Source organism: Halorhabdus rudnickae (assembly GCF_900880625.1).
GTDB classification, from domain to species: domain Archaea; phylum Halobacteriota; class Halobacteria; order Halobacteriales; family Haloarculaceae; genus Halorhabdus; species Halorhabdus rudnickae.
The window spans coordinates 2,166,829-2,185,836 of the sequence record NZ_CAAHFB010000001.1; the positions used below are offsets into that span (position 1 = coordinate 2,166,829).

At 60.5% G+C, this 19,008-nt stretch carries 17 protein-coding genes and 2 pseudogenes; 7 read left to right on the plus strand and 12 right to left on the minus strand.

Annotation, left to right across the window (positions count from 1 at the left end):
• Nucleotides 1-307 precede the first annotated feature (307 nt).
• Nucleotides 308-1,588, plus strand: a complete 1,281-nt coding sequence (locus tag BN2694_RS10800) for an MFS transporter (protein ID WP_167880010.1) — start codon at nt 308-310, stop codon at nt 1,586-1,588.
• A 386-nt stretch (nt 1,589-1,974) separates the two neighbouring features.
• Nucleotides 1,975-3,258: an NAD(P)/FAD-dependent oxidoreductase gene (locus BN2694_RS10805; protein WP_135665108.1), complete on the plus strand. Its 1,284-nt coding sequence runs from the start codon at nt 1,975-1,977 to the stop codon at nt 3,256-3,258.
• A 21-nt stretch (nt 3,259-3,279) separates the two neighbouring features.
• Here BN2694_RS10805 and BN2694_RS10810 read toward each other — a convergent pair whose 3' ends face one another.
• The 6 genes from BN2694_RS10810 to BN2694_RS10835 form a co-directional block, all read right to left on the minus strand.
• Entirely contained in the window at nt 3,280-4,146 is an 867-nt protein-coding gene (locus BN2694_RS10810) for an energy-coupling factor ABC transporter ATP-binding protein (RefSeq protein ID WP_135665566.1), read from the minus strand.
• A gap of 74 nt (nt 4,147-4,220) precedes the next feature.
• Nucleotides 4,221-5,030, minus strand: coding sequence for an energy-coupling factor transporter transmembrane component T family protein (locus BN2694_RS10815; protein WP_135665111.1), 810 nt, complete (start codon nt 5,028-5,030; stop codon nt 4,221-4,223).
• Nucleotides 5,027-5,338: a cobalamin transport operon protein gene (locus BN2694_RS10820; protein WP_135665114.1), complete on the minus strand. Its 312-nt coding sequence runs from the start codon at nt 5,336-5,338 to the stop codon at nt 5,027-5,029. Before BN2694_RS10820 ends, BN2694_RS10815 begins: the two co-directional genes overlap by 4 nt.
• A complete protein-coding gene (locus BN2694_RS10825; protein WP_135665117.1) occupies nt 5,338-6,012 on the minus strand; it encodes an energy-coupling factor ABC transporter permease in 675 nt (224 codons plus the stop codon). Before BN2694_RS10825 ends, BN2694_RS10820 begins: the two co-directional genes overlap by 1 nt.
• Nucleotides 6,013-6,258: 246 nt before the next feature.
• The gene (gene nikR, locus BN2694_RS10830) at nt 6,259-6,681 is read right to left on the minus strand and encodes a nickel-responsive transcriptional regulator NikR (RefSeq protein WP_135665120.1); all 423 of its coding nucleotides are present in this window, start codon (nt 6,679-6,681) and stop codon (nt 6,259-6,261) included.
• Between the two features lie 76 nt (nt 6,682-6,757).
• On the minus strand, nt 6,758-8,188 hold the full coding sequence (locus tag BN2694_RS10835; RefSeq protein ID WP_135665123.1) for a dihydrolipoyl dehydrogenase family protein: 1,431 nt from the start codon (nt 8,186-8,188) through the stop codon (nt 6,758-6,760).
• A gap of 423 nt (nt 8,189-8,611) precedes the next feature.
• Here BN2694_RS10835 and BN2694_RS10840 point away from each other — a divergent pair, with 423 nt between their 5' ends.
• Nucleotides 8,612-9,241, plus strand: a complete 630-nt coding sequence (locus BN2694_RS10840) for a helix-turn-helix domain-containing protein (protein WP_135665126.1) — start codon at nt 8,612-8,614, stop codon at nt 9,239-9,241.
• 21 nt (nt 9,242-9,262) lie between these two features.
• Here BN2694_RS10840 and BN2694_RS10845 read toward each other — a convergent pair whose 3' ends face one another.
• A complete protein-coding gene (locus BN2694_RS10845; protein WP_135665129.1) occupies nt 9,263-10,384 on the minus strand; it encodes a TDT family transporter in 1,122 nt (373 codons plus the stop codon).
• Nucleotides 10,385-10,786: 402 nt separating this feature from the next.
• On the opposite strand from BN2694_RS10845, the gene BN2694_RS10850 reads away from it, so the two are divergent.
• The 4 genes and pseudogenes from BN2694_RS10850 to BN2694_RS10865 form a co-directional block, all read left to right on the plus strand.
• Entirely contained in the window at nt 10,787-12,481 is a 1,695-nt protein-coding gene (locus BN2694_RS10850) for an FAD-dependent oxidoreductase (RefSeq protein ID WP_135665131.1), read from the plus strand.
• Between the two features lie 56 nt (nt 12,482-12,537).
• Entirely contained in the window at nt 12,538-13,410 is an 873-nt protein-coding gene (locus tag BN2694_RS10855; protein ID WP_135665134.1) for a ZIP family metal transporter, read from the plus strand.
• 120 nt (nt 13,411-13,530) lie between these two features.
• Nucleotides 13,531-14,205: a peroxiredoxin gene (locus tag BN2694_RS10860; protein ID WP_135665137.1), complete on the plus strand. Its 675-nt coding sequence runs from the start codon at nt 13,531-13,533 to the stop codon at nt 14,203-14,205.
• Nucleotides 14,206-14,358: 153 nt separating this feature from the next.
• A pseudogene (locus BN2694_RS10865) lies at nt 14,359-14,674 on the plus strand (IS5/IS1182 family transposase); the annotation flags it as partial.
• On the opposite strand, the gene BN2694_RS17725 reads toward BN2694_RS10865, so the two are convergent.
• From BN2694_RS17725 to BN2694_RS10890, 5 genes and pseudogenes are all read right to left on the minus strand, one after another.
• A complete protein-coding gene (locus BN2694_RS17725; RefSeq protein WP_244605432.1) occupies nt 14,669-15,124 on the minus strand; it encodes a sensor histidine kinase in 456 nt (151 codons plus the stop codon). The pseudogene BN2694_RS10865 and the gene BN2694_RS17725 sit on opposite strands and share 6 nt — an antisense overlap.
• A gap of 33 nt (nt 15,125-15,157) precedes the next feature.
• Nucleotides 15,158-15,232, minus strand: a pseudogene (locus BN2694_RS17730) (hypothetical protein); the annotation flags it as partial.
• 40 nt (nt 15,233-15,272) lie between these two features.
• Nucleotides 15,273-17,681, minus strand: coding sequence for a PAS domain S-box protein (locus BN2694_RS17735; protein ID WP_394346579.1), 2,409 nt, complete (start codon nt 17,679-17,681; stop codon nt 15,273-15,275).
• A gap of 119 nt (nt 17,682-17,800) precedes the next feature.
• Complete coding sequence (locus BN2694_RS10885; protein ID WP_135665140.1) at nt 17,801-18,499, minus strand: type 1 glutamine amidotransferase; 699 nt, start codon at nt 18,497-18,499, stop codon at nt 17,801-17,803.
• A complete protein-coding gene (locus BN2694_RS10890) occupies nt 18,496-18,759 on the minus strand; it encodes a hypothetical protein (protein WP_135665143.1) in 264 nt (87 codons plus the stop codon). Before BN2694_RS10890 ends, BN2694_RS10885 begins: the two co-directional genes overlap by 4 nt.
• Between the last annotated feature and the right edge of the window lie 249 nt (nt 18,760-19,008).

The window sequence follows — 19,008 nt, forward strand, 5'->3', positions numbered from 1 at the left end:
CGTGGCGTAAGTCGCTCTTCGCGACGCCGCCGACTCCGGGGCGAAATCAACCATGCGAAGAAGAGCCTGGGTTCAGCTACTCGTCGGGCTGAGGCCGGCGCTCCGACATTGTCTGCTTGTTTCGGCGTTTTTTGCCACTATCTTGCCTGTACTTTCGTGAAAGAACTATCGCAATTTCTATCTATCGTCTCAATACGATCACATATATCCACTTTCGTCACTCTAGAATGTAATATCTAAGGTTAAATTGGCATATTTAGAAACAGTTCGGAATCTTCAAGCTTCTCACCGAGATAATCCTTCAACAGTGGAACGGATCCGGGCCTCTCGTCGGGCGTCGTGGTCACCGAGTCGACAGACGCTGATACTCGCGAGTGTCGCCGGCGGCTGGTTTTTCACGTTCGGTTTGCGTTTTGCTCTTCCGGGCATCTTGCCGACGATCACTGCTTCGTTCCCTGATGCGACCGAAACGCAGGCGGGGATCGCAGTGACTGTACTCTGGGCAAGTTACGGTATCATGCAGTTTCCGGCGGGCATCGCGGCCGACCGGATCGGCGAGCGCCGGGTCCTCGTTGCGAGTCTCGTCTTGGCCGCGCTCGGGTTGTTCGCGTTTTCGTTCACGCCGACATTCTCCCTGTTTGTCGTCGCGACGGGGACGTTCGGTGCGGCCACTGGCCTGTATGGCCCGCCTCGGGGGACGCTCCTCACGCGGACGTTTCCGAAACACGCAGACCGGGCACTGGGAATCACGCTCGCCCTCGGGAGTATCGGTGCCGCAGCCCTTCCCGCGATCGCGGCCGTACTTGTCGCCGGATTGGGGTGGCGGGCCACACTTGGACTCGCTATTCCTGGCTTCCTGCTCGCTTCTATCGGTGTCTACGTTGCTGTCGGCGCAAAGCAGACCGACGGGGGGAAAGGCGCAAATCAGTCCGCCGTCGAGCAAGGCCAGGACCGTGAGGGACCGTCGATTGCGAGCGTCCTCGTCTCGGCGGGCCGTGCGATCACCAATCGCCAGACTGCGCTCGCCATCCTGGCGGCGATCGTGATGTACTTCGGCTTTCAGGGAATTACGGCCCTCCTGACGACCTATCTCGTCACCGAGAAAGGATTTACACAGCCCGACGCGGGCCTTCTGTTCGGATTGCTCTTCCTCGTCGGCGCACTGACACAGTGGCTCGCCGGTCGTTTTGCCGACCGTCGGCGATCGGCTCGCGTCCTCGCAGCCATCGCCTTCGTGAGCGTGTTCCCACTGTTGGGACTGGTCGCCTTCGATAGCCGACTTCTCGTTGCGGCCAGTACCGTTACGATCGGCATTCGCATGGGATTCGCACCTGTCTCGAACGCGTTCATTATCGACTTGCTCCCCGACGACGTTGCTGGCACTGCCTGGGGCGGTGTCCGTACGGCATTGTTTGTCGTGAGTGCGTTCGGTTCCACCTTCGTCGGCGTCCTGGCTGCCGAGGACTACTTCGACGAAGCCATCCTCTTGTTGGCCCTTTTTACCGCTGGTGCTGCAGTCCTGTACCTTGCGCTGCCCACCTGTTGCCCGAGAACCTTCTTGGCTGACTGTTTGGATCGAGGGTCGTAACCGTCGCAGGTGTACGCTACTGCGTAGCTGGACCTGAGCGACGAGCGACGGCTGTGACGGAGAACTTGTGGTGATCGGCGCCAACTGCCCGGGTAACCGTTACGAACGCGTTCGTTCGCGAACCGTGCTGATCGCCACGATACTGCACGGCCCTTTGCGTACTCATTGCCGTCTCGGTGTCTCACAACCTGGCATTCTCAGCGCTCGCACAATAGTATTGCACGTTAATTACAATTTCAAACTATCGTATATCACTAATAGAGATTACTACTCAACCATTTTGTAGTTTATTACGCCTAGATTTATGTGTATGCAACCTGTAGTAGTGGTTGTAGCAGACAAGACCAAACCCATCCAGGGTCTCCTCGGTCGGGGGTTTACTACTCATGATATCACAGCCTGTTCGAGACGAAACCGACGCGTCGTACGTCGTGGTCGGCGATGGTATCGCCGGCAGTTCGGCAGCGGCAGAACTGTCCGACCGGACGACCAACGCTTCGATCACGGTAGTGACTGGCGAATCGGAGCCACTCTACAACCGGATTCTGATCAAGGAGTTCGCCAAAGGGACGCTGTCGGCGGACGTCGTCCGAATGCACGACCGATCGTGGTACGACGACCGCGACATCGACCTCCGCCTCGGCACACGCGTCGAAGCTGTCGATACCGCCGCCCAGGTCCTCGAAACCGAGGCCGGCAAGTCGATCGCTTACGACGAGTTGCTGATTGCGACCGGGAGCACACCGCGGTCGTTACCGGTCGAGAACGCCGACGCCGACGGCGTCACCACGTTCTGGACGATCGAGGACGCCGAGGAGATTCGGCAGAACGCTGCTAGGGCCGAACACAACGTGATCGTCGGCGGCGGCCTGCTGGGGATCGACTACGCTGCCATCGCCGCCGCCCAGGACATCGACGCTCACTACCTCATTCGGGAGGGCCACTGGTTCTCGGGCGCCCTCTCGGAAACTGGTGCCGAGATCGTTCACGAGGCCTTGCGCGAGCGTGGCGTGACGCCCGTCGTCGAGACCGAGGTCAGTCGCTTCGAGACCGACGACGCTGGGCACCTCCGTGCCGCAATCGCATCGGATGGCCGCCGATACGAGGCCGATTGTGCCGGCGTCGCCATCGGGACGACGCCGAACACGGGCTTGCTCGAGGAGACGCCAGTCCCCCTCGAAGATGGCATCGTCGTCGACGAGACGCTTCAGACGGACGTCCCGTCGGTGTGGGCGGCGGGTGACGTGGCTCGTTACGACGACCCTCGGCTCGGGCGACACGTCAGCAACGGGTCCTGGGGGAGTGCGGCTGCTCAGGGTGAATTGGCCGCCCGGAACATGCTCGCCGCGCCCGACGCGAGAGCGCCCTTCGAGTACGTCCCGTCCTATTCGGTCTCCCATTTCGAATTTCCACTCGCGTCGTTCGGTCACCCGCGCCTCGGCGACACCTATCACGAACGCCGGTACGGCGATCGGGAGTGGCGACGACTCGCCTTCCGTGACGGCCAACTCGTCGGTGGCGTGTTGATCGGGGATCGTGAGCCACTCCAGGCGTACAAACAACTCACTGCTAGCGGTCGCCACGTTCACCACCAGGTCCAGCAGTTGCTCGCCCCCTCCTTCGATGGAACCGTCTTCGAGCGCCAGTCCTCGCCGCTGGCCTCGGACTGATCGAACAGACGTCGGTAGATTTCAGTCGTCGGAGGCGGCGACAGCACGCCTGGTCTTGTTCGCCCCGTCGCCCAGGTGATCGACGAGTTCGGCCTCGGTGACCGGCGGTCGATCACTCGCGTCCAGGCCGACATCGCGAGCGATCCGAACCGGCGTCGGCGGTGTGAGGTTCGCCCGATCGAGCAGGGCGTCGTCGTAAAACACCTCGCGTGGGGTGCCGCCGCCGATCGCGTTGCCGTCGGCCATCACGCAGACCCGATCGGCCAGATCGGCGGCCGTATCGAGGTCGTGCGTCGAGAGGACGACGCTGATCCCTTCCTCGGCGCGAATGTCGCGCAAGCGCTCGGCAACCATCGCCGAGCGCTCGGGATCCAGCCCCGCGAACGGCTCGTCTAACACGATCACGCTCGGTTCCATGGCGAGGACGCCAGCGAGCCCCACGAGGCGCTTTTCGCCGCCGCTGAGGTAATGCGGGATCCGTTCTTCGAGATGGCTCGCGCCGACCGACGCCAGTGCGTCACGGGCGCGTTCGAGCGCCCCCTCGCCGGTCACGCCGTGGTTGTTGAGACCAAAGGCCACGTCGTCGACTACCGTCGGCGCGACCAGTTGTGTGTCCGGGTCCTGGAAGACGAATCCGACTTCCGAGCGGGCTAACTCGCGATTCTCGTCTGTGATCTCGGTACCGTGGACGACGAGCCGTCCCTCGTCGGGGACCAGCGTTGCGTTGAGGTGTTCGAGACAGGTCGATTTCCCGGAGCCGTTACCGCCGACGACGGCGACAATTTCCTCTGGATAGACGCTGAACTCGATGTCGTGGACCCCGACGGTCCCGTCGGGATAGGTGTGTGACTGGCATTCGAGGTCTATTAGTGGCGTGTCATCGGTCATGGATTCGTCGGTCGTATCTGTGGCTCGGTAGGCGGACTGGATGTCGGTCGCTCCATCGGTTGTGTCGTCGTTGCTCATGCGAGCACCCCCATGCTGGTTAGCACGTACGCGGCAACGAGCCCATAGGCCGCGAGGACGGCCGCCAGTTCGAGCAGCGACGGTCTCGGAATCGCACTGTTCATGGCGATGTCGCCGTCATATCCGCGGGCCTCCATCGAGGCGACGAGTCGTTCGGAGCGCTCGATCGCGGTCAGCATCGTCATTCCCAGCATGCGGGCGTAGAGGCCCCGGTTCGACCAGAACGTTGAGAGCGTCGCGCCGCGTGCCTGGGCCGCCTTGACGAGATCTTCGAGCGTTTCGAGCATGACGAACGTGAACCGGTAGGTCAACAGCGCGACCTGATCGATCGGACTCGGGAAGAGTCGATCGAGGACCGTCGCGACGTCGGCGTACCGGGTCGTCATCGCCGTCGCGAGCACGAACGTGACGACCGTCAACGAGCGAGCGGCGAGTTCGACGACGAGCGTCGCCCCTGTCCAGGTGACTGAGAGACCGCCCAGTGGCGTCTCCAGGATGCCCCCGATCGGTGTCCCGGGTTCCATGATCAGCAGTGGCCCGCCGATGGAAACGACGAACAACGTGGGCAGGGTGAACCACCCGAGGAGCCGTCGAACCGGCAGGCCAGCCCCCACGTAGGCGACCAGGACCGCGCCGTAGAGACCGACCAGCGGGACGAGGTCCTCGAGGATCGTCACTGCCAGGACGAGCGCCCCAAGCAGCCCGATTTTCGTCCAGGGATTGAGTCGGTGCATCGGCCCCTCCTGGTGCTCGGCGTAGGCTGTCATCAGCCGGGGATCCGGAACGTGATTCGAGAGCGCCGTCACGGGTATCGCCCTCCTTCGACCAGTCGGTCACCGTAGACGTACAGGCCGACTCCGACCGCTGCCAGCAATCCTAAGAGGGCGAGCCATTCGAGCACAAGTCCGCCGTTTCGGATCGGGCCGGCGATGACGACCCCGCGACCGAGATCAACGATGGATCCGCCACCCGTCTCAACGCCACGCTGGATCGTCGCCGCGAAGCGTTTTGCATACGGCAGCGATCCACCAGTGGCGGTGAATCCCCAGTACCCCAGTCCCGTGAACGTCGCCAGCAGGCCCGCGAGCACGCTGTATTGCTTCCAGCGCTCCATCAGGCGCTCACCCCCGCTCGCACGTTCTCCTCAGCGCGCTCGTCGATCAGGTCCGGTCGGACCGATGCGAGAAAGCGGACGATAAGTCCGGTGAGCAGTCCTTCGATGACCGCGACGCCCAGGTTCAACCCGACCATGCCGGCGACGGCAATCGTCAACCCGCCTCGTGGGAGCGCACTCCCGTTGACGCCACTGATGACGATGACGGCGCCCATGAGTACCGCGCCGGCGGCGAGACCGAGTGTCGCTCCCGCCGTCCCAGCCGGGAAGAGGTCCCACTCAGCACGCCGCAATTGTTTGAACCCGTAGTAGGCTGCGACGGCCTCGGTCGCGTTGACGAGCGTGTTCGCGCCGAGCAGTCCGATCGCCCCGTGACCGAGCGCCGCCGAGAACACGTTCACCACGAACGCGATGATCGCGCCGAGAAACGGTCCGGCCAGGATCCCCACGAGCCCGGTGAAGTTCATGTGAATACCGCCCCAGATGGGAATATTCAACTGGAAGATGGCGAAACTCGCGGCGGCGGCGATCCCCGCCAGTGCGATCCGTCTCGAATCGACGCCTCGCGTTCGGATTCGATACACGACGATGCCGAGTACGCCGGCGCCGACAGCCGTCCAGAGAGCGAGCGCCCACAGCGGGAACGCCCCCTCGCCGAGGTGAATGTGTGCCACGTGCAGTTACTAATATTTAGTACAGATTTAATAATCTTGCCCCAATAGAAGTCATTTATATATTAAATAGTAATGGGGTTCCTAGCCCCATCGCTGTCGGGTAGCTATCGGCAGTTGCCGCCGACCGGGTGGTGGGTCCCACCAGCGAACCCTATTGATTGTGGTTTGTCACCAATACTCACGATTGGTCGCGATTGGGCCGGGTTCTTATCGATACAGTGTCACTTATAAAACGACCAGCGCAGGTCAGTCAAGCAGGACGCGTCCCTCGTCCATTGGCAACACCGAGTAGCCGACAGTGTGGACATCTTTTGTGGCCCGAATCGTTCCGACGACCGTCGAAATGGCGTCCATCGACCCTTCGAGGACGAACAATTCGAGACAGTTCTTTTCGCCGACGTGCGTGTGGAAGTTCGTCGCGACGACGTCGTCGTACTCGTGACGAATATCCATCATTTTCCGCTCGATGTCGCCGGACTGGTAATCGAACATGACCGTCACCGTCGCCATGAGTTGGCGGCCATCGAGCGACTCGTCGTCGAACTCATCGAGTAACTCCCGGCTCGCGTCCCGAATTACTTCGCTACGCCCGCTGTACCCGTGCTCGGTCGCAAACTGATCGAGTCGATCGACCAGCTCCTCCGGCATCGAGACACTGACAATGGGCATATACTAACGCGGGGCCGTCCGATAATAACGGTTGGCTTCGTCGTTCGGTTCAGCGTCGAGGGAAACCTGACCGTCGTCAGCGAGTAGCGTCAACTTGGTTACTCTCGCGTGCGTCGAGTTTTTCGGTCGCTTGCGATAGCAGCGCGTCGAGGATTTCGGGCGTGGTCGGGTGATACGCCCGGTCGGGAATCTCTCGGACGTCCAGTTCCATCTCGATGGCCAGTTGCATCGTCTTGGCCATGGCGTCGGCGTGATAGTGCAGGCCCTGATAGCCCAACACTGTGCCGTCCGTGCCGACGACGAGTCGCGCTCGCCCTTCGGGGGCGTCTTTGGCCTTGAAAACGCCGTCGTCCGCGGCGGCGGTATCGACCGTCACGTGCTCGATGCCGGCCGCCGTGGCTGACTCCGCGGAGTGGCCGACGCGAACGAACGGCAGCCGACCCAGCGCCGAGAAGATGACGTGATGGTGGACGGACTGGTAGGACTCGAGACTCTCTCCCGAGCGATGTGCCTGGATGTTGTTCGCTGCCGTCGTCGCCTGGTGCTTGCCGACGTGCAAGATTGGCTCACGGCCGTTGGCGTCGCCGACGACGAACACGCGGTCGTCGTCTCGGGCCTGCATCGTATCGGCGACCCAGTCTTCCTCAGGGCTGAGACTCGTCTTTTCGAGCCCAAGTCCATCGAGATTAGGCCTGCGGCCGGTGAAGACGAACAATTGGTCGGCTTCGAGCCGTTGGGCCTCCCCTTCGTGGTCGACCGTGACGGCAACGCCCTCGTCGGTCTCCTCGATCTGTCGAGCTTCGGCGTTCAACAGCAGATCCATGTCGAAGGCGTCCCGATAGTGTTCGGCCAGTTCCTCGCCGAAGCCATCGTCGGCCTCGGGCACCAGCTCGGGCAGCACTTCGACTCCGGTCACGTCCATGCCGGCCGCTTCAGAGAGATAGGGAGCCAGTTCGAGCCCCACGTAGCCCAGTCCGAGCACGACCGCCGAGTCGCCGAACTCGGTCGCATCGAAGACGTCAGCGCTCGTCTGGACTGGGACGTCGTCGATCCCCGGAATCGGCGGGACGTCGAGCGTCGATCCCGTCGCGACGACGACGTAGTCGGGCTCGATCCGACGATCGCCGACCTCGATCACGCGATCGTCGACGAACTGCGCGGTGCCGTGGATAAACTCGACGTGGTCGCGATCGGCCAACCCCTCGATCCCGTTGCGGCGGCCTGCCGCCCAGTTCGAGGTGTGCTCGTCCTTCTGCTGGACGACTCGTTCCAGATCGACTTCGGGAAGCGATCCCGTCAGGCGATCGTCGGCCCGCGCTGCAAAGCGGTGTTCGGCGGCCGAAATGAGTTCTTTCGAAGGCATGCAGCCGGCCTGGATGCACAGACCACCGCCCGGATCGCCGTCGTCGATCAACGTCAGTTCGATTTCGGGATCCGCTGCGAGTTCCCTCGCGACGGCGCCGCCCGCCGACCCGTACGCCCCAACGATCGCAACGTGAGTCTTCATATGCGAAGCAGGGTGACTGAACGTAATAATATTTTGGAAGTAGTACAATATGGGTGGGCGATGTTGATGGATATATTGGAATATGTCTCTGATATTGTCTATCTTGGGCGTTTATAGCATCTCTCCAGGAGACGATATTGTTTATATTGTCCAAAACAAATCTAAGTGGTTCTCTTCTGATGGTGAGTATCGTTCTTCAGCTGTCGATCCGTCGTCGGTGGTTCGACTACTCGTTGCAATGGCGACCGCCGTTGATATGACTGACCTCACCGGTTCCGCGGCGAGCAATCGAAGGTCAAGCGCTCGGCGATCGCGGTGTCGGAGTGCGCGACGCCGTCCGGATAGACAGTCGCGAGCCGTCGTTCGGGCAAAGCGAGCAGAGCGAATCCCGCTCGCTAAGTGTCCGAACTGCATAGCTGGTGTATGGGAGCGGATCGCCGGGAACACAGCCCTGCCACGTCGGGACGCGCTGCTCGCCCACTGCGAGCCGTCTTCGAGATCGCGGTGGCCGACGTCTGTCCGTTGACCGACGTCGAACAGCCAATTTCCTCGGTCACGGCCCAGCAGGTCGGCGAGATCTGCGAGTGTGAGGTCGTCACTGAGGGCGACGGCGTCGACGTGCTCCGTCTCGAGCGCGAGCGGTCCGCCGACTGTCTCGCGGATGTCTTTCACCGACACGGCTACGTGCCACACATCACGGCCGTCGAGGATGGATCGCTCCGAATCACTGTCCACCCGCCGGATCGGGCGTCGATCGGGACGCTGCTGGAGGAGCTCCGTGCGATTGGCTACGACGTTACGACTGAGCGCATTCACGCACTTCGCGGCGAGGACGACGAGACACGGTCGCTGGCACTGGTCGATCGCTCGACGCTGACGGACAAACAGCGTACGGCCGTCGAACTCGCGCTGGAATGGGGCTACTACGACGACAACAAGCGCGTGACACTGGCTACGCTGGCTGATGAATTCGATATCTCCCAATCGGCGCTCTCTCGCCGACTCAGAGCTGCGGAGGCCAAGCTCGTCCGCGGCGTCTTTTCCAGTTCGTGACGGCTGCGCTCCGGACGGCGTTCACTCAGGCGTGAATGCGTGCCCTCGGAGTATCATCCGGGTCGTGAACGCGGCGGTGATCGTCCAGAGCACGGCGAGTAACGCTGTCACGCCGGCAAGGACGAACGCGAAGGCCGCGAGTCCGAACAGGTGGTGCATGACCGCGGTCGAGATGGCAAAGGCACCGAGCGGGAAGGTGTAGGCCCACCAGGTGAAGAAAAACGGATGCGTTCGATCGAGGACGTAGAAGCTCACGACCGCCAACGTGAGCAGGAACCACCAGGCAGAAAAGCCCCAGAGCACCGTCGCGAGGAGCTTCAACGCAGCGATCACGGGTTCGGCCGAGAGGCCGAACCCGGCACCGGCACGCAGCGCCCCGATCAACCGACCGACGGCGATCACGAGCACGGCTGTCGGGGCCAGGCCGATGACGAACGTCGGGGCGAGTTTCTCACGCGGGAGTGATTCGTAGGCGTAGCGATGCAGCACGATCGATCCGAAAAACAGGAACATGAAGCCCCCGACCCCCAGGGCCATCATCGACACCATGAACAGCAACTGGCCCGTCGTCGTTCCGGCGTAGGTGCTCTCGACGAGCAACAGCCCCAACAGTGGAATCACGAGATGGGAGACCGGCGGGATGTACCAGGCGAAGACGCCGTGACCGATCCCCACCTCGTCGTTGGCGAACATGATTGTCACCAGCAGGAGTCCGAAGCCGAAGATGCCCAGGCTCCCGGCGACGAACAGCCCAGTCAGAACGAGTCGTTCGACCGCTGGCCCCAGTAGTCCGCCCATTGTCCGGTGAATCCCAATCCCGATAACGATGAGCGTGATCGGCATCGTGGGGTAGAACTGACCCCGGATCGGATGCGTGAGATCGGCCCAGACGCGATCGGGATACTGGAGGATTCGGAGGGTCCACGGAATGGCAAACACGAGTGTCAGCCCGATCGTCAGCGCGACGATGGCCGTCGCGAGGGTGTCGACAATCGCGAGGTGGAAGTGCGCTGCCACCAGCGACAGCGCGACGCCGAGCGCACCTGTCCCCATCGTCGACCCGAACCACTGTGGGCCGAAGAATTCGACGACGTTCCGTAGCTGTGACCGTGGGTAGATGTTCCTGCTGAATAGGTCATTCATAGTCTTGTAGTTTGTACGCACTACTGGCTGCTCCTGGCATTAACCATTTCGATCGATCGTCGCCCGGCGATAGATTCGACGTGGCATAGTTGAGGCCTTCGTCCCAACGGTTCTGGAAGGAATTGCGACCCCAGTTGACTGCCGGGATTGCACTGTGACTTAAAGACTGCAAGCTGTTGCACCGCGATTGTAACCTGATCGATACCCAAAGACTGGCGTGAACGGTATGGTCGCCGACCCCCTCGAATCTTCGTCGAATGTATCGACCGATGCCCGCTATCGGTGTCGAACGCACCAGTTCAACTGCGCCGGCTGTCAGGTCGTCTCTGTGGACGGTTCGAAAAATGGCCGCTCGTTCGAACGCAAACTCGACGGCCAGCATCTTGCTGCGGGGTGGGACCTGTGAGCGAGCGCGTCGTCATCGTCGGCGGGAATGCGGGTGGCGCCAGCGCGGCCGCCCGCCTGCGTCGACTCGACGAATCGCTCGATATCGTCGTCTTCGAGCGTGGGGAGAACGTCTCGATCGGGACCTGCGGGATGCCCTACTACGTCGGCGACGAGATCGAAACCATCGACGAGTTGCTGGTCCAGACACCCCAGTCGCTCGAACGACGGTTCGCCCTAGACGTCCGAACCGGGAGCGAAGTGATCGACGTCGATCCAGTGGAACAGACACTGACCGTCGAGCAGGGTGGCGATACCTCCGAGGAACCCTACGAGTCACTGGTGCTCTCGCCGGGTGCGGATCCGATCGTCCCGCCGATCGACGGCCTCGAATCCTGTGAGAGCGTCCACACGCTCCAGTCGCTGTCGGACGCACGAACGATCAAAGACCGCGTCGAGGCACCCGATGCCACGCGTGCTGTCGTCATCGGCGGTGGGTACATCGGCCTGGAAGTGACCGAGAGCCTTCAGGAAGCAGGCATGGCCGTCTCGCTGGTCGAGATGGAAGATCATGTCATGCAAGCTCTGGACTACGAGATGGCGGCCCAGGTCAACAACCACCTGCGCGATCAGGGCGTCGACCTCCACCTTAACGCCCGCGCCGAGGCGATCGACACCGACGGCGCGACGACGGTCGAACTCGCCGACGGGACGCCCGTCCCGGCCGACGTGATCGTCCTCGCGACGGGTGTCTCTCCCCGGACAAAACTGGCCGAAGCGGCCGACCTCGATATCGGGTCGGCTGGCGGCATCGTCGTCGACGAGCAGTTGCGAACGTCCGCGGCGGACATCTACGCCATCGGTGACGCGATCGAGGTGCCCGACTGCGTGACAGGCGAACCGGCGCACGTCCCGCTGGCTGGCCCGGCGAACAAACAGGGGCGGATCGTCGCCAACGTGATCGCCGGGATGGAGGACAGCCAGGACTGTGTGCTCTCGACGTCGATCGCGAAAGTGTTCGACAAGACTGTCGCGGCGACCGGTCGCAACGAACGCGCCCTGGAGGCGGCGGGCATCGACTACGAGAAGTCCTACACCTACTCGATGTCCCACGCCAGCTACTACCCCGGCGCCGAGCCGATGTGGATCAAAGTCCTGTTCGATCCCCAGGACGGACGCCTCTATGGCGCTCAGATCGTCGGCGGCGACGGCGTCGATAAGCGTATCGACGTGCTGGCGACGGCCATCGAATTCGAGGCGACCGTCTTCGACCTGCAGGACCTGGATCTGGCGTATGCCCCGCCGTACGGCTCCGGCAAGGATCCCGTCAATATGGCTGGGTTCGCCGCCGGCAATATCGTGCAGGACGTGGTCGATGTAATTCACTGGCACGACCTCGAAGACCTCGATCCATCCGAATACACGTTGTTGGACTGCCGCCCACTGGAAGAACGCCACGAGGACGGCCGGGTGATCGGGGCCGAGGAACTCCCGCTCGGCGACCTCCGGGACCGGCTCGACGAACTGCCGAGCGATACGACGATCGTTCCCCACTGCAAAGCTGGCCTTCGGTCCTACATCACGACGCGCATCTTGACCCAGCACGGCTTTGACGCGAAAAACGTCGCTGGCGGGTATGAACTCTACCGGGAAGCAAAACGCGACCGCGACGCCCGCGAACGCGGCGCACAACTGGGGACCATCTTCCGCTGAGCCAGCAACGAATATTGTTCAAAACACACAATGTAATTTAGTCCATAGCTACCGATATGACCATGAACGAAGCGACACCGACGGCGTCTGACCGGAGTCATCGACTGGCGTATGCCGTGAGTGCCATCACTGCCCTGGTCTTTGCAGCCGTCATTGGTCTCGGGATCGCAACGGGCCGGCAGTCGCTGGTCACCGTCGTCGTGTTCGGCCTGCTCGCGATGCTGGGTGGCGTCGCGATCAGTTTCTTCGGGGACTTCGAGACGCCGGAGCGACAGGTCTGGGCGTATGGGCTGGCGAGCGGGGCGATGCTCGCGAGTGCGGCCGCCTTGCTCGCGCCGAAAGCGATCCTGCGACACGAAGCCTACGGCGGGTTCGCCATCGCCTTGGGCTACCTGCTGGGGTATGCTGCACACGAACTCGGCCATCAGGTCACCCATTACGACCTGCCGCTGAACGCCGCTGTCGGGGAACTGACGCTGTACGCGCTGGCCGCCGGGTCGATCATGGGCGTGGTGTACGAATCCCTGCCGAACCTCTCGGTGTTGTTTGGGTTTGGCGTCCTCGCGCACAAGTTCCCCGCCGGGTTCACTGGCTCGGAGACGTTGAGACAGTCCGGCTTGCCCCGTGTCGTGATGGTGGTCCCTGCCGCTGCCGTCGCGATCAGTGCGATTCCACTCTCGATGCTGACGCCGCCATTGTCGCCAATCGTGAAAGCAGTCTTCTTCGGCGTGTCGACGGGCGTGTTCGCCCACGTCGCCATCGACATGCTTCCAGAGTGTTCCCACGTCGGCTCGCACGCCGATTCGAGCGGCCACGGGACGATTCAGTGTTCGCGCGACGCCAACCGCATTCGACAATATGCCGTGGTGAGCACGCTTGCCGGTGCGGGCGCGATCTTCGTCCTCTGGCAAGTGCTTGCGATGGGGTGAGGGGACGCGGCTGTCGACAGGTCTCCGCAAGAACCCATCTCTCTTTCTTCTATCGGAAATTAAACTTCTCATTCTGCAATCGAAGTTTTTAATATTGGTATGTGAGTACAATATAATGCAATGAAATCCGACACAGCGGACGAGCGTTCGATCCCCCTGATCGGCGACCAGTTTCCCGACATCGAGGTCGAGACGACCCACGGAGAGATCTCCTTGCCCGAGGACTGCGCGGGCGAGTGGATCGTACTGTTCAGCCACCCGGGTGACTTCACCCCGGTCTGTACGAGCGAGTTCGTCGCCTTCGAGGACCGACGCGAGGAGTTCGAGCAGCGAAATGCCAATCTGATCGGTCTCTCGGTCGATCGCGTCCACTCCCATCTAAAGTGGGTCGACTGGATTGACGAGGAGATCGGCGTCGACATCGGCTTCCCGATCATCGCCGACGAGAGTGGCCGGGTCGGCGAGCAACTCGGCATGATCCAGTCCGGGGCCGGTACCAGCACTGTGCGGGCAGTATTCGTCATCGATCCCGAGGGCGTCGTCCGACAGGTCCTGTACTATCCCGAGGAGATCGGTCGGAACATCGACGAGATCCTGCGCTCGCTGGATGCCCTCCAGAAGAGCGACAACGAGGGTGTCGCGACGCCGGCAAACTGGCCCGAGAACGAACGATTCGGCGATCGGGTCCTCCTACCGCCGCCGGGCACGCGCGATGACGTCGACGCTCGTGAGGCCGAGGCCGACGACGATGGCTACGAGCAGTACGACTGGTGGTTCACGCTTTCCGAGCAGTAGCGCCTGTCATAGAACGCGTCTCGGAGGAAGCAGCAAGGTGCGGAATGTGCGTCCAGCACAACTGCAATCCTGCAAGACCTGACTTCGGTAGATAAGTTCTTGAATGCAGCGGCTACCGAGATAGTCCCACTGTTTGAACACCTCGATTTCGAGGTCGTGCCAATAGCTCCGTCCAATCCGCGAAACACTGCTGATCCGAAAGACATCGCTAGAGGGTCCAAGACTGTATTGAGGAACACAGTGAGGACGTTCAGCGCAAGCAATCCATCTTGGTCGAGACGTATCACTGACAGACAGGAGTTGAACGAACCAACGACGCAGTCACGGACTGCGACCTCGGGCACGTCCGCGACCGAGGCCGGGTCCCCGTACGAGCAGAACTGTTCCTCGCACTGTGTTCCGAATCGTCGTTGCAATCACCAACCCTGAGCAGAAAGACGTTCCTGGTCGTGAGAAGCTCACGCTATGAGACTGCTTCTCTGACACGCGCAAACTCGAAGCGTGCACCGCCGTCTGGACTCTCAGTCACCTGCACCTCCCAGTTGTGGGCGTAGGCGATCTGTCTGACGATTGCTAACCCGAAGCCTGTTCCACCTTGGCTTTCCGAGTAGCCTGGTTCGAACACGTTTTCGCGCTTGTCTTTGGGGATGCCGGGTCCGTCATCCTCCACGTAGAACCCATCCGGGAGAGGCCCGACTCGGACAGTCACATCTTCGCTACCGTGTTCGACCGCATTACGCATCAGATTCTCCAGCAGTTGGCCTACCCGGCTTGGATCCGCCTGTATCGTGGTATCGATATCAGCAACGACTGTTGCTGTGGCTGTCTCGACCTTCGCCCAGCAGGTCTCGACGAAACTGCCGAGATCGATCGGTTCCATATCGCTCACCTGCTGTCCCTGTCGTGCTAGTGTGAGCATATCATCTATCAAGTCAAAACTTCGCTCGAGATTATCCGCTGCCGTGTCGAGATGCTCGCTGTTACACTCTTCGGCGGCAAATTCAATCCGCGCCTGGACGACGTTCAACGGGTTGCGGAGGTCATGCGCAACGACGCTGGCAAACTCCTCAAGACGCTTGTTCTGTTGTCGTAGTTCTTGCTCTCTCTTTCCGTTCCGTGATATCGCGGTATAGCCAGAAGTTGGCTTCGCCCTTGGGCAGGCTGTACGGCAGGTAATCCCGTTCGAGCACGCGACCGTCGGCGAGGTGTAGCTCTTCGCCGTGAACCGGCTCTCGCTGCGTAACTCGCTCGTTGAGCACATCGATGAATCTTTCAGGATCGGCAAACCGATCCTGCAGTTCTTTGGCTACCGTCCAACAGTCACGTCCGATGAGGTCCTCGCCGGCCAGCGGAGTGCCGAGGATCTCCCCCAACTGATCGTTCGTGATAAGAATGTCCCGTTCGGCGTCTTCGACAAGCACGCCCATCGGCAGGTTCTCGACGATCGTCCGGAAAACAGTATTTGTCCGTTCAAGCTGTTGTTCGTGTTGCTTGCGCTCGGTAATGTCCCGACTGATCGCCAGAAATCGGTCTTCGCCTTTGATGTCCAACCGAAGGAGGTGAACCTCGATAGGGACTGTCGATCCGTCACGGCGTTCGTATCGGCCGTCGAACTTTCGCCGCTCATTGAGCGCGAAGTCCGTAAGGAGCTCCGTCACATCTTCGGCATCAACCAGTTGATCTATCTCCCAAATATATTGTCCGAGCATCTCGTTTTCGTCATATCCTAGTTCTTCACAGAAACGGCGATTGACGTCGCGTAACTTCCCATCCGAATCGAGGACATCGATCATATCTGGAGAATTATCGAACAACGTTTCGTGCCGGGAGATCATCTCACGAAGCTGGGTTTCACGCTCTAACTGCTCGGTAATGTCTCGGTATACCCAGAAGTGACCGTCACCCTCTGGGAGGTCTAATAGTTCGTGATCGCGAGCGAATGTCCGCCCATCTTGGAGTGACAACTCCTCGTTGTGGACAGATTCACCACTGTTTACCAGCTCATTGGTTCGCCTGAGGAACGCTTCTGACCCAACAAACAAATCGCTAGCACGGGCGAGAAGTTGTTCGAAGTCGGCACCAACAACAGCTTCTGGTGAACCGGATAGATTGAGGAGGTCAAACAGACGTTCGTTGGCTGCAACCACGTTCCGGTCAGCATCTGCGGCAAGGACGCCGACTGGGAGCGTCTCGAACAACGTCGAGAGCACAGCATTCGTCCGTTGGAGTTCCTGCTGGCGTTCCTTGCGTTCGGTAATGTCGATCCCGGTGGAGAGTACTCCCGTTATGTTCCCTTGTGAGTCCCGTAATGTCGTGTTATGCCACTTGACGAATGATTTTTGGCCCCCTTTCGTTTCGATATAGTTCGTATTCTTTTCGATAGTTTCTGAGTCGTCTTTCCAGAACTCTGAGAATATCTCGTCGAGTTCGCCCTCAATCTGTTCGGGAATGACACGGTCGAACCAATCGGATCCGACGAGTTCTGACTGCTCGTATCCGAGGAGGTCGCTTCCTCGTTCATTGATTCGACCAATAGTCCCGTCACGGTTGAGGACGACCATAATGTTCCCTGCGGATTCGAAAAACTGCTCTGCTCGTTCTTTTTGTTCGTTGAGTTCCTGTTGGCGTTCTTTGTGTTCGGTGATATCTTGAATTGTCCCCCGGACTCTGACGAGTTTGCCATCCTCGGTCTGGGGTTCGCCTAGTGTCCGGACCCACCGTATATTTCCATCGTCATCGATCAACCGCAACTCCAGGTCGTAGGACTCGCCTGCCTCAATTGCCTGCTGGAATGCGTTACGGATGCGTGGTCGATCGTCTGGGTGATAGTACGTGAAGGATTTCTCTGCAGTTATATCCTCAGCCGGAGAGAGACCATGTATTCGAAGCACTTCTTCGGAATTATAGAACGCATCTGTCTCGATATCATATTCCCAGGCACCAACACTGGCGATATTCTGAGCTTTTGTGAACAGATCGTTCTGTCGTTCAATGTATTTGGTTGCCCGAGACTTCTCGACAGCGTTCACTACACGGTTTGCTAAGAGGCGGTATTGTTCAGCCCCTCCTCTCTTTTGGTGATAATCAGTCACGCCCGCACTAATTGCATCGGCAGCTACCTCTTCGGACCCTTTCCCCGTATAGAGGATAAACGGGAGATCTCCCCAGTCCTTCCGGACGGTTTCGAGAAATTCAATCCCATTCTGGCCGGGCATATCGTAGTCAGAAATGATACAATCAATGTCGGTATCAGTGAGATATTCGAGTCCTTCGCGAGCGCTGGTCGCGGTCGTCACAGAAATCTGGTCGTCCTCCCGTCCTAAAATATCAGACATGAGATTAGTTAAACTCGGCTCATCATCAACATGAAGCACGTGAATTTTGCCAGTCCTGTAGTTCATGACTGTGTTATAATGAATATTCGTCACAGATGGGGATAAAAGTATTCCGAACGAGGTAGATTGCTCTTGCTGCATTCGCACCCTGTATCTTGCACGCGAGTCCTGACACGACTTGGCCAGACAGTGCGTGTGAAGCTTTCTATGACACGCTGAGCAGTAAGCTGCATCGCCACGGCCCCACGACTCGCTCGGTGTCAGCCTCGCTGTCGAACAAGACTCTCGAAGTTCTCGAAGACGCGCCTGGCCGACGCCGTTTCGGTGTGGGTTTCGGCCGTGATCGAATCGAGGAGCTGCTCGAACCGTTCTGCAGCGAGTTCGTCCTCCTTGTTCTGGACGACCCATCGAGCGGTCTCAATGTCGTACTCGGGGTGGAACTGGACGCCACGGGCGTTCTGGACCCGAAAGGCCTGGATCGCCCGCTCGTTCTCGGCGAGGAGTCGGGCGTTATCGGGCAGTTCGATCACGGCGTCGGAATGGCTCTCGAACGCGACGAAGGTGTCTTCGATCCCGTCGAAGAGCAGGTCGTCGGCGACGGGATCGATCGTGGCGTAGCCGAGTTCGTAGCGATCCATGGGCTCGACGCGCCCGCCCAGGGCCTGGGCGAGGAGTTGGTGGCCCCAACAGATGCCAAGCACCGGCACGTCGGCGGCCACGGCCTGTCTGACCCACGCTTCCGTCCGCTCGATCCACGGCTCGTCGTCGTAGACGGCGGTTTGGGACCCGGAAATCACGACTCCGTCGTCGGTCCACTCGCCCGAGTCCGGAACTGGTGGCATCTCCTCCTCGCTGACCTTCCAGTGGATGACCGAAAGCGAGGTCTCTCGACGCACGTTCCGCAGCGCTGGCGTCGACCCGATCGAGGCGTCTATGAGCGTGAGACTCGGCGCGCTCATCGATCACCGTCACCGTCGGCATCGAGGGGGGCGGGAGATGCACGCCCGTTCACGAGTCGGCGCCCGCGATCGGTCAGTCGACAACTGTCGAACCCGACCCGCTCCAGGAGGTCTCGTTCCCGGAGGCTGCCGATCACGTCGTAGACGACCGCCAGGTCACCGTCGACTGCCAGGGCAATCCGTCCGGGCGTGCACGTCTCCGCATCGGCCAGTCGATCGAGGACTGCCTGCTCGATCGCTGTTCGCTCGGATTCGGACATGGAATGACTCGTATCGGCCACCTACGTTGTCGATACGCAAAAGTACATGGTACACTTATCTGTACAATCCCATTCGAACGAAATGGTCGTCTGCGTATCGCCGGCCAGTCGTAGTATTGTTAGTATCGATCCAGCCTGTCGAGGCCGACTTCGGATGGCGAAGCCGTTCGTAGGGGGTACCATCCCGTAGCGGCGTCCACTCACTGCTCTGGCTGTGCTCGAGGGTCCTCTAGCGGCCAGGTGAAACCG

Excerpts from the sequence above, each read along its gene's own strand:
- BN2694_RS10805 (WP_135665108.1), top strand. The coding sequence starts at position 1,975 with ATGATATCACAGCCTGTTCGAGACGAAACCGACGCGTCGTACGTCGTG.
- BN2694_RS10810 (WP_135665566.1), bottom strand. The coding sequence starts at position 4,146 with ATGACCGATGACACGCCACTAATAGACCTCGAATGCCAGTCACACACC.
- BN2694_RS10820 (WP_135665114.1), bottom strand. The coding sequence starts at position 5,338 with ATGGAGCGCTGGAAGCAATACAGCGTGCTCGCGGGCCTGCTGGCGACG.
- nikR (WP_135665120.1), bottom strand. The coding sequence starts at position 6,681 with ATGCCCATTGTCAGTGTCTCGATGCCGGAGGAGCTGGTCGATCGACTC.
- BN2694_RS10835 (WP_135665123.1), bottom strand. The coding sequence starts at position 8,188 with ATGAAGACTCACGTTGCGATCGTTGGGGCGTACGGGTCGGCGGGCGGC.
- BN2694_RS10840 (WP_135665126.1), top strand. The coding sequence starts at position 8,612 with ATGGGAGCGGATCGCCGGGAACACAGCCCTGCCACGTCGGGACGCGCT.
- BN2694_RS10845 (WP_135665129.1), bottom strand. The coding sequence starts at position 10,384 with ATGAATGACCTATTCAGCAGGAACATCTACCCACGGTCACAGCTACGG.
- BN2694_RS10855 (WP_135665134.1), top strand. The coding sequence starts at position 12,538 with ATGACCATGAACGAAGCGACACCGACGGCGTCTGACCGGAGTCATCGA.
- BN2694_RS10860 (WP_135665137.1), top strand. The coding sequence starts at position 13,531 with ATGAAATCCGACACAGCGGACGAGCGTTCGATCCCCCTGATCGGCGAC.
- BN2694_RS17725 (WP_244605432.1), bottom strand. The coding sequence starts at position 15,124 with ATGCTCACACTAGCACGACAGGGACAGCAGGTGAGCGATATGGAACCG.
- BN2694_RS17735 (WP_394346579.1), bottom strand. The coding sequence starts at position 17,681 with ATGCAGCAAGAGCAATCTACCTCGTTCGGAATACTTTTATCCCCATCT.
- BN2694_RS10885 (WP_135665140.1), bottom strand. The coding sequence starts at position 18,499 with ATGAGCGCGCCGAGTCTCACGCTCATAGACGCCTCGATCGGGTCGACG.
- BN2694_RS10890 (WP_135665143.1), bottom strand. The coding sequence starts at position 18,759 with ATGTCCGAATCCGAGCGAACAGCGATCGAGCAGGCAGTCCTCGATCGA.